This is a genomic window from Paenibacillus sp. USHLN196 (assembly GCF_037144955.1).
Lineage (GTDB): Bacteria > Bacillota > Bacilli > Paenibacillales > Paenibacillaceae > Paenibacillus > Paenibacillus xylanexedens_C.
The window spans coordinates 1-202 of record NZ_JBBCYH010000091.1; the positions used below are offsets into that span (position 1 = coordinate 1).

The window sequence follows — 202 nt, forward strand, 5'->3', positions numbered from 1 at the left end:
GCTCTTTTCAATACTTTATTGGAGAGTTTGATCCTGGCTCAGGACGAACGCTGGCGGCATGCCTAATACATGCAAGTCGAGCGGACTTGAAGAGAAGCTTGCTTCTCTGATAGTTAGCGGCGGACGGGTGAGTAACACGTAGGCAACCTGCCCTCAAGTTTGGGACAACTACCGGAAACGGTAGCTAATACCGAATAGTTGT

The 202-nt window shown here is 49.5% G+C and carries 1 rRNA gene; it reads left to right on the forward strand.

The features are described from left to right. Positions 1-15: 15 nt before the first annotated feature. Positions 16-202 (forward strand): 16S ribosomal RNA (locus WFI24_RS34480); the annotation flags it as partial.